Origin of the sequence: Rhodopseudomonas sp. BR0C11 (genome assembly GCF_010820945.1) — a bacterium.
In the GTDB taxonomy this organism is placed as follows: Bacteria; Pseudomonadota; Alphaproteobacteria; order Rhizobiales; family Xanthobacteraceae; genus Rhodopseudomonas; species Rhodopseudomonas palustris_H.
In genome coordinates, this window is sequence record NZ_QTKI01000194.1 from 1 (window position 1) to 8,614 (window position 8,614).

Genomic DNA, 8,614 nt, shown 5'->3' on the forward strand with positions numbered 1-8,614 from the left:
CCTCCGCACCGCTGGATTGCAGCGGCAGCGGAGGCGCCGGCATTTTTCGCGTTAGAGCGAGCGGGCGATCAGCAGCTTCATCACCTCGTTGGTTCCGCCATAGATCTTCTGAATCCGCGAGTCGATGAACATCCGGCCGATTGGGTATTCCTGCATGTAGCCGTAGCCTCCGTGCAGTTGCAGGCACTCGTCCACGGTCTCGACCTGCTTCTGCGTCGTCCACCATTTCGCCATCGAGGCGGTGACGGCGTCGAGATTGCCGGCGATCAGCTGCACCAGACAGAAGTCGACGAACACCCGTGCGATGAAGGCTTCGGTCTTGCGTTCGGCGAGCGTGAAAGCTGTATTCTGGAATTCGATAATCGGCTGGCCGAACGCCTTGCGCTCCCGCGTATACTCCGAAGTCAGCGCGACCGCGCGCTCCATCGCCGCCACGGCGCCGATCGCGATGATCAGGCGCTCTTGCGGCAGCTGCTGCATCAGCTGCACGAAGCCTTTGCCCTCTTCGCCGCCGAGCAGGTTCTCCTTCGGCGTGCGGGCATTCTCGAAGAACAGCTCGGAGGTGTCGGAGGCGTGCAGGCCGATCTTGTCGAGGTTGCGGCCGCGCTTGAAGCCGGGGTTGTCCTTGGTCTCCAGCACGATCAGCGACAGCCCTTTGGCGCCGGCACCGCCGGTGCGGGCAACGACGATGATCAGGTCGCAGTTCTGGCCGTTGGTGATGAATGTCTTCTGGCCGTTGATGACGTAGTCGTCGCCGTCGAGCTTGGCGGTGGTGCGCACGCTCTGCAGATCGGAGCCGGTGCCGGGCTCGGTCATCGCGATCGCGCCGATCAGCTCGCCGCGCGCCATGCCGGGCAGCCAACGCCGCTTCTGCTCTTCCGAGCCATAGTTGAGGATGTAGTGCGCCACGATGCCGCTCGACACGGTGACGCCGGACAGCGCGTCGGGGACGATCTTCTCCATGTCCTCATAGACCGCGGCATCATAGGCGAAGCTGGCGCCGAGCCCGCCATACTCTTCCGGAACGCTGGGCAACAGCGCCCCCATTTCGCCGAGCTTCAGCCAGGCCGAACGATCGACCATCTTCTGCTTGCGCCACTTGTCGCCATCGGGTGCGAGGTCCTTGGCGAGGAATTTGCGAAACTGGTCGCGGAACGTGTCCAGCTCTTCGGTCATCCAGGGCGATCGGTATTCCATGTTTCCTCACTCGAATGGGCGGCCGCTTGGCACGGCGCATCGCCGGCTGATCTAGGCCAGTTCGGCGGTGCAGGATAGACGTTGCGACCGCCGTATCTTGCGGCGTGTCGCTGCAGGCGGCAGCGCTGTTCGCAGCCGCAGCATGCGCAATGATGGAGGGCGCTCAAGTGGCGCTGTCGATCAGGCTTTCAAGCAGCCGCTTCAGCTCGGCGGTGGCCTTGTCGCCGTAGTTTTCGGCGATATGGGCCTCTTGGCTCAGCGCCAGCGCGTTGAGACGCTGAGTCAGAGCTTTGCCGCGATCGGAGGTGTACATCAGCACCTTGCGGCGATCCTCTGGATCCTGGACGCGATAAACCAATGAATCCGACACCATCCGGTCGATCATCTTAGTCAGGGTCGGATGATTGAGCAGCACCGCTTCGGCGAGTTCGCCCATCGAATGGCCCTTGCCGTCGGACAGCACCTTGAGGATGCGCCATTGCTCGACCGGCACCCCTTCGCTGCGTAGCCGTGCTTCGAGCTGGCGGTTGATCTCCCGATTGGCCTGCGCCAGCAGATAGGCGAGGTGTTCGGTGATCGGCGGATTGCGGGTCGGCGATTTGGCCACGATGAGACTTTATCGTTCCGTCTGAGTGAATCGGATGCGCAGTTTGCTGCATCTATATGCACAGCAATCCTTGAAGATTCAATATTTTCGAATAGCATCGATCGTCGAACCCGGGGAGGGGACTTCGGCGGGATCACCCGCAGCAGGCAGGAGAGGGCGTGCTTTCGGCTGTCGATCTCGGACATAGTGGCGTCTATGGAGTGCAGCCGCTCGGCTTTCTCGAGCGCGGTGCGCTTCCCGGCGCGCGTTGGGTGGAAGGGCCGGGAGACGGCAGCGGCGCGGCCTCGCGCCGCGCACGCAACAAGCTTCGCGTTGCGAATTTCGTCACCTTCCAGGGCTCGCCTGGGCTGTGGGGGCCGGCCTCGACCAATGCGGCGCTGCTCGCGGCTGCGGAAATCAACAAGCGCGGCGGCATCCTGGGCCGCGAGGTCGAACTGGTTTTCAGCGATGCCGGTGGTCCGATCGAGGAGGTCGCTCGGCGGGTCGCGCTGGCGGTCGACTACGACGACGTCGATATCGTGATGGGCTCGCACATCAGTGCAGTGCGGGTGGCGCTGCGGAACGCCATCCGAGGTCGCGTGCCCTACATCTACACGCCGGTCTATGAAGGCGGCGAGCGTGCTCCCGGCGTGATGGCGATCGGGGAGACGCCGCGCTGGCAGAGCCGGCCGGCAATCGACTGGCTGGCCCGGGAGAAGAGGGCGCAGCGCTGGTACCTGATCGGCAGCGATTACGTCTGGCCATGGCTGTCGCATCGCGCTGTGAAGAAGTACATCAAGGATGCCGGCGGCAAGGTGGTTGGCGAGGAGTTCGTGCCGCTCGGCGAGGACGATCACGAACGGCATCTCGACCGGATCCGCGCCGCCCGACCCGATGTCGTACTGATTTCGCTGATCGGCAACGACAGCGTGACGTTCAATCGTTCCTTCGCCGAAGCTGGGCTTTCGAGCCATGTCCTCCGGTTGGCCGGTGCGATGGACGAGACGGTGCTGCTGGGCATCGGCGCCGACAACACCGAAAACCTGTTCTGCGCATCGGGCTATTTCGGCTGTTACGACTGCACCGCCAATGATGCGTTTCGCGATTCTTATCGCCGGATGTTCGGGGCGACGGCGCCGCCGATCGGTTCGGTCGGGCAGTCCAATTACGAAGGTCTGAGATTTCTGGCGACGATCGCCGAGAAGGCGCAAACACTGCAGGCCCGTTCGCTACTGCAGGCGGCGCGCAATGTCGTGTACCAGGGCGGCCGCGGCGACGTGACGATCAGGGACGGCCGTGCACGGATGACGATGCACCTTGCCGAGGCCGACGGCCTGGATTTCAAGCTGCTCCGCACCTTCTAGACGGCGCCATTCGCGCTCGCGCTATTCGGTCGCAAAATAATACTTGAAACGGAAAATATTTCCGTATGTATTATCGCTGTGACGCGGCGCCGTTCGTGCGTGCCGGTCCAGGCCTTCCCGGGGCCGTATCGCCGATCCGCCTACGCGCAGGAGAATGACCTTGGCCGTTTCGCTTCCCACCCCGACGCAGCTTCTCGAAGTCGCCGATCAGTGCGGCCTGTCGCTCACCGACGGGGACATCGTCTCGTTTCGTGGGCTGATGCAGCCGTCGATCGATGCCTACAATGTGGTTGCGGCGCTGCCCGACGAAGTGCCCTTGGTGAAGTACCCGCGCACGCCCGGCTACACACCGGGCCCGGACGAGAACCAGCGTAACGCCTGGTATCGCAAGGCGAGCGTGCAGGGCGCGTCCTCCGGCAAGCTCAAAGGCAAGACGGTCGCGCTGAAGGACAACATCATGCTGGCCGGCGTGCCGATGATGAACGGTTCTTCGACGCTCGAAGGCTACGTGCCGGACTTCGACGCCACCGTCGTCACACGCATCCTCGACGCCGGCGGCGAGATTCTCGGCAAGACGCATTGTGAGCACTTCTGCATGTCCGGCGGCAGCCACACCGGCTCCAATGGCCCAGTGCACAACCCGCACAAGATGGGCTACTCGGCCGGCGGCTCGTCGTCCGGCAGCGCCGTGGTGGTGGCGCTGGGTGAGGCAGATATGGCGATCGGCGGCGACCAGGGCGGCTCGATCCGGATGCCGTCGTCGTTCAGCGGCACCTACGGCATGAAGCCGACCTGGGGCCTCGTGCCTTACACGGGCATCATGCCGATCGAGATCTATGTCGATCATACCGGGCCGATGACGGCGAACGTCGAAGACAATGCGCTGCTGCTCGAAGTGCTCGCCGGCGACGACGGTTACGACCCTCGCATCCGCGCGCCTAAGGTGCACGAGTACACCAAGGCGCTCGGACAAGGCATTAAGGGCATGAAGATCGGCATCGTCCGCGAAGGCTTCGAGCAGCCCGGCGCAGAGCCTGCAGTGAACGAAAGCGTCCGCGAGGCCGCCAAACGCCTCGCTGGTCTCGGCGCCACCATCGAGGAAATCTCGATCCCGGCCCACAATCTGGCCGGCGCGGTGTGGATGCCGATCGGCACCGAGGGCATGACCCAGACCATGATGGTGGGGGATGGCTACGGCCTCAGCCGCCCGGATCTTTACTCGACGACGCTGATGAAAGCTCATCGCGGCTGGCGCGGCCAAGCGGACTCGCTGTCCGAGACCACCAAGATGATGCTGTTGCTCGGGACCTATATCAACAACACCTTCGGCCCGCGTTACTATGGCAAGGCCGTCAACATCTCGCGGCGCATTACCGCCGCCTACGATGCGGCGCTGGCAAATTTCGATCTTCTGCTGATGCCGACGACGCCGATGAAGGCAACGCCGCTGCCGGCGCCGAACGCCCCGCGTGAGGAAGTGATCGGTCGCGCCTTCGAGATGATCACCAACACCGCGCCGTTCGACATCACCCATCATCCGGCGATGTCGATCCCCTGCGGCATGGTCGATGGCCTGCCGATCGGCCTGATGCTGGTCGGCAAGCACTTCGATGAACCGACGATCTACCGTGCGGCCCATGCGTTCGAACAGTCGGGCGACTGGAAGACGATGTAGCACGCGCGAGGCCCGTCAGCCGGTAACGCCGAATGGAAAACCTGTTCGCCGCCCTGTTCGAAATCCTGAGCTTCGGGTCCATCGTCGTGCTGGTGGTGCTGGGGCTCGGGATCATCGCCAGCATGATGGGCATCTTCAACTTCGCGCAGGGCGAATTCGTCCTGCTCGGTGCCTACGTCACCTACCTGGCCCACACCGCCGGCCTGCCGGTCTGGACCGGCATGGTCGCGGCGCCGTTCGTGGTCGGGGCGTTCGGATTGGTGATCGAACGGCTGATCGTGCGGCGCTTCTACGCCGCGCCGATCGTGGCAATGCTCGGTACCTATGCGCTCGGCCTGATCATCCGCGAGATCGTGCGCGGCCTGATCGGCGGCCTCTACATCTCGGTGCCGGAGCCGGTCGGTGGTTCGATCACCATCGGTGACATGCATCTGTCGACATGGCGGCTGGTGATCGTGATCGTCACCGCGCTGGTGATGATTGGAAGCTATCTGCTGCTGTCGCGCACCTCGTTCGGCCTGCGGGTCCGCGCCTCGCTGGAGAACCCGGCGCTGGCGCGTGCCTCCGGCATCTCCACCAACGCAATCTATGGTGCCACCTTTGCTTTCGGTGCGGCACTGGCCGGCCTCGCCGGAGCCCTGATCGTTCCGGTGTTCTCGCTATTCGCCGATCTCGGGCTGCGCTTCCTGATCCAGGGCTTCATCGCCGTGATGGTCGGCGGCGTCGGCTCCTTCGCCGGGCCCGTGGCCGGGGCCGGAATCATCGGCACGCTGTCGGCGGCGCTGCCCTGGGTGATCCAGTCGGTGATCGCCGACGTCCTCGTGTTCGTGCTCGCCATCATCTTCATCAAATTCCGGCCGCAGGGCCTCGTTTCGGGAAAAGGGATCTAGCCTGATGTCCAGCGACTTCAGCTTTCAGCTCGACCGCCGCCGCTTCCTCTCCAGCTTCGCCTTTGCCAGCACCGCCATTGCTACCGGCGTCGGAAGCTGGGTGATCCCGGCCGATTGGGCCAATGCCGCCGAAGGTCCGATCAAGGTCGGCGTCGCCACCGACATCACGGGTCCGATGGGCTACGCCGGCAATGCGGACGCCAACGTCGCCAAGATGGTGGTGAAGCAGATCAACGATGCCGGCGGTCTGCTCGGCCGGCCGCTCGAACTGCACATCGAGGATACCGCGTCGAACGAAGCGGTCGCGGTCGGCAATGTCCGCAAGCTGGTCCAGCGTGACAAGGTCGATGTCGTGCTCGGTGGCATCACTTCCTCGATGCGCAACGCCATCAAGGACGTCATCGTCGCTCGCGGCAAGACGCTGTACATCTATCCGCAGCTCTATGAGGGCAAGGAGTGCACGCCGTATCTATTCTGCACCGGTCCGACTCCGGCGCAGCAATGCGACGAGTTCATCCCCTGGCTGATCAAGAACGGCGGCAAGAAGTTCGCGCTGCCGAGCGCCAACTATGTCTGGCCGCACACCCTCAACGTCTATGCCCGGAAGGTGATCGAGGCCAATGGCGGCGAGGTGGTGCTTGAAGAGTATTACCCGCTCGACCAGATCGACTTCTCGTCCACCGTCAACCGCATCATTTCCAACAAGGTCGACGTGGTGTTCAACACCGTGATTCCACCTGGCGTCGGCCCGTTCTTCAAGCAGCTCTATGAAGCGGGCTTCCTGAAGAACGGCGGTCGGCTCGCCTGCGTGTATTACGACGAGAACACGCTCGGCATCAATCAGCCGGCGGAGATCGAGGGCTTGGCGAGCTGCCTCGACTATTTCAAGGCGCTCGCCAAAGACGATCCAGTCAGCGCCAAACTGCAGGCCGAATACGACAAGGCCTATCCCGGCAACTTCCTGTTTGCGGCCGGCAGCGCCGCCACCGGCACCTATCGCGGTCTCAAGCTGTGGGAGGCGGCTGTGAAGGAAGCGGGCAAGATCGATCGCGACGGCGTCGCCGCGGCGCTCGACCACGCCAAGATCACCGAAGGTCCTGGTGGCCCGGCCGAGATGGTGCCCGGCAAGCGCCACTGCAAAATGAAGATGTACACCGCGGTCGCCAAGAGCGGCAGCTACGAGATCGTCGCGCGGAGCGAAGGTCTGGTTGACCCGAAGGAATGCTGATGGCGTGTCGGCGTCTGCCCTCACAACGCGTGCGGCCTGCGCCTCTCCCCGCGTGTGGCGAAAGGTCGACGCGCTTCTGCGCGGCGGGTGAGGGGGCGTCTCCGCATCGCCGAGCCTGTGCGATTCGTTGGGGCGCCCCCTCACCCGAGCCCTCTCCCCGCAAGCGGGGAGAGGGAGCGCGCGCCGCAGTGCTCCGCTCGAACGCGGCGTTCAGGGGGGACGCGATCCTCAGCCGCCACGACATTCTCGACCTCACAGCCTCCCCGGCGGATCGATGACGGAAGCTACTTCGAGATTCGCAACCATCGCCGCGCCCCGCGCCAAGCGCCGCCCCGCGGTGCTGCCGATCATCGAGATCGCTGTGCTGGCGATCTTCTTGATGTTGCCGGTTGTGCTGCAGGATTACCTCACCGTATTCATGACGCGGGTGCTGATCCTGTGCCTGTTCGCGCTGTCGTTCGATCTGGTGTGGGGCTACGCCGGGATCATGAGCTTTGGCCAGGCCGTGTTCTTTGGCGGCGCCGGCTACGGCGTTGCACTGCTTGGACGCGATCTCGGCATCTCCTCGATGTTGCTGGTGGTGCCGGCCGGCGTGCTGATCGGGTTCGCGCTGGCGCTGTTGATCGGCGGCTTTCTGCTGCTTGGACGCAATCCGTCGAGCGTCATCTTCGTCTCGCTCGGCACGCTGACCGCATCCTATGCGTTCGATCGGCTGGCGCGGGGCTGGTACTATCTCGGCGGCCAGAACGGCATCCCGTCGATCCCGCAGATGACGATGGGTAGTTACGAACTGGGCGAGGGCCCGGTGTTCTATTATCTAGTACTGGCGATCTTGTTCGCGGTGTATCTCGGTTTCCGCTTTCTGGTGCGGTCACAGTTCGGGCTGGCGTTGGCCGGCCTGCGGGAGAATGAGCAGCGTATCGCCTTCTTCGGCTACAAGGTTCAGCATCTCAAGGCGATCGTGTTCTCGCTCGGTGGAGCGATCGCGGGGCTCGCCGGAAGCCTCTACGCCTTCCACGAGGGGTTCGTCTGGCCCAACATGCTCGGCGTGGTGATGTCGACCCAGGTGGTGCTGTATGTGCTGTTCGGCGGCTCAGGCACGCTGATCGGCGCAGTGATCGGCACCGTGGTGATCGAGATCGTGTCGTTTTGGCTGTCGAATTCCTACCAGGACATCTGGCCGATCATTCTCGGCGCGTTGATGTTGTTGGTGATCCTGTTCCGTCCCGCCGGACTGATCAGCCTGGTCGTCGGCCACAGCGAGCGGATCGGCAGCTTCGGCCGGCCGCCGAAGCCGGGCCATAAGGAGCGCGGCCATGGCCCTGCTTGAAGCGCGCGGTATGAGAAAGGTGTTCGGCAAGCTCACCGCGCTGAACGGGGCCGAACTGACGGTGCAGCCGAACGAGTTTCACGGCCTGATTGGTCCGAACGGTTCCGGCAAGAGTACGATGATGAAGTGCATCGCCGGCGCCGAAGTGCCAACCGAGGGCCGCGTCGTGTTCGGCGACGCCGACATCACGTCGGCCTCGCCCGCCGAGCGCGCCCGCGCCGGCATGAGTCTGAAATTCCAGATCACCTCAGTGCTGCCGGCGTTGACGCTGTACGACAACGTCCTGCTGGCGCTGCAGGGCCAGACCGCTCTGACCAAGCTGATGTTCTCGCGCACCCGCGGGC

The 8,614-nt window shown here is 63.9% G+C and carries 8 protein-coding genes; 6 read left to right on the top strand and 2 right to left on the bottom strand.

What is annotated here, in order from left to right:
* Positions 1–51: 51 nt before the first annotated feature.
* Positions 52–1,197: an acyl-CoA dehydrogenase family protein gene (locus tag DYI24_RS15440; RefSeq protein ID WP_164572921.1), complete on the bottom strand. Its 1,146-nt coding sequence runs from the start codon at positions 1,195–1,197 to the stop codon at positions 52–54.
* Positions 1,198–1,360: 163 nt separating this feature from the next.
* A complete protein-coding gene (locus DYI24_RS15445) occupies positions 1,361–1,804 on the bottom strand; it encodes a MarR family winged helix-turn-helix transcriptional regulator (RefSeq protein ID WP_164572922.1) in 444 nt (147 codons plus the stop codon).
* Positions 1,805–1,962: 158 nt separating this feature from the next.
* Between DYI24_RS15445 and DYI24_RS15450 the strand changes: the two genes are divergently transcribed.
* From DYI24_RS15450 to DYI24_RS15475, 6 genes are all read left to right on the top strand, one after another.
* The gene (locus DYI24_RS15450; protein WP_164572923.1) at positions 1,963–3,147 is read left to right on the top strand and encodes a substrate-binding domain-containing protein; all 1,185 of its coding nucleotides are present in this window, start codon (positions 1,963–1,965) and stop codon (positions 3,145–3,147) included.
* Between the two features lie 160 nt (positions 3,148–3,307).
* On the top strand, positions 3,308–4,822 hold the full coding sequence (locus tag DYI24_RS15455) for an amidase (RefSeq protein ID WP_164572924.1): 1,515 nt from the start codon (positions 3,308–3,310) through the stop codon (positions 4,820–4,822).
* A gap of 32 nt (positions 4,823–4,854) precedes the next feature.
* Positions 4,855–5,712, top strand: coding sequence for a branched-chain amino acid ABC transporter permease (locus DYI24_RS15460; protein ID WP_164572925.1), 858 nt, complete (start codon positions 4,855–4,857; stop codon positions 5,710–5,712).
* A gap of 4 nt (positions 5,713–5,716) precedes the next feature.
* A complete protein-coding gene (locus DYI24_RS15465; RefSeq protein WP_164572926.1) occupies positions 5,717–6,940 on the top strand; it encodes a substrate-binding protein in 1,224 nt (407 codons plus the stop codon).
* 274 nt (positions 6,941–7,214) lie between these two features.
* Positions 7,215–8,270: a branched-chain amino acid ABC transporter permease gene (locus tag DYI24_RS15470; RefSeq protein WP_164572927.1), complete on the top strand. Its 1,056-nt coding sequence runs from the start codon at positions 7,215–7,217 to the stop codon at positions 8,268–8,270.
* Positions 8,257–8,614 (top strand): ATP-binding cassette domain-containing protein (locus DYI24_RS15475; protein ID WP_164572928.1); only part of this gene is annotated, 358 nt, incomplete at its 3' end. The genes DYI24_RS15470 and DYI24_RS15475, both read left to right, overlap by 14 nt.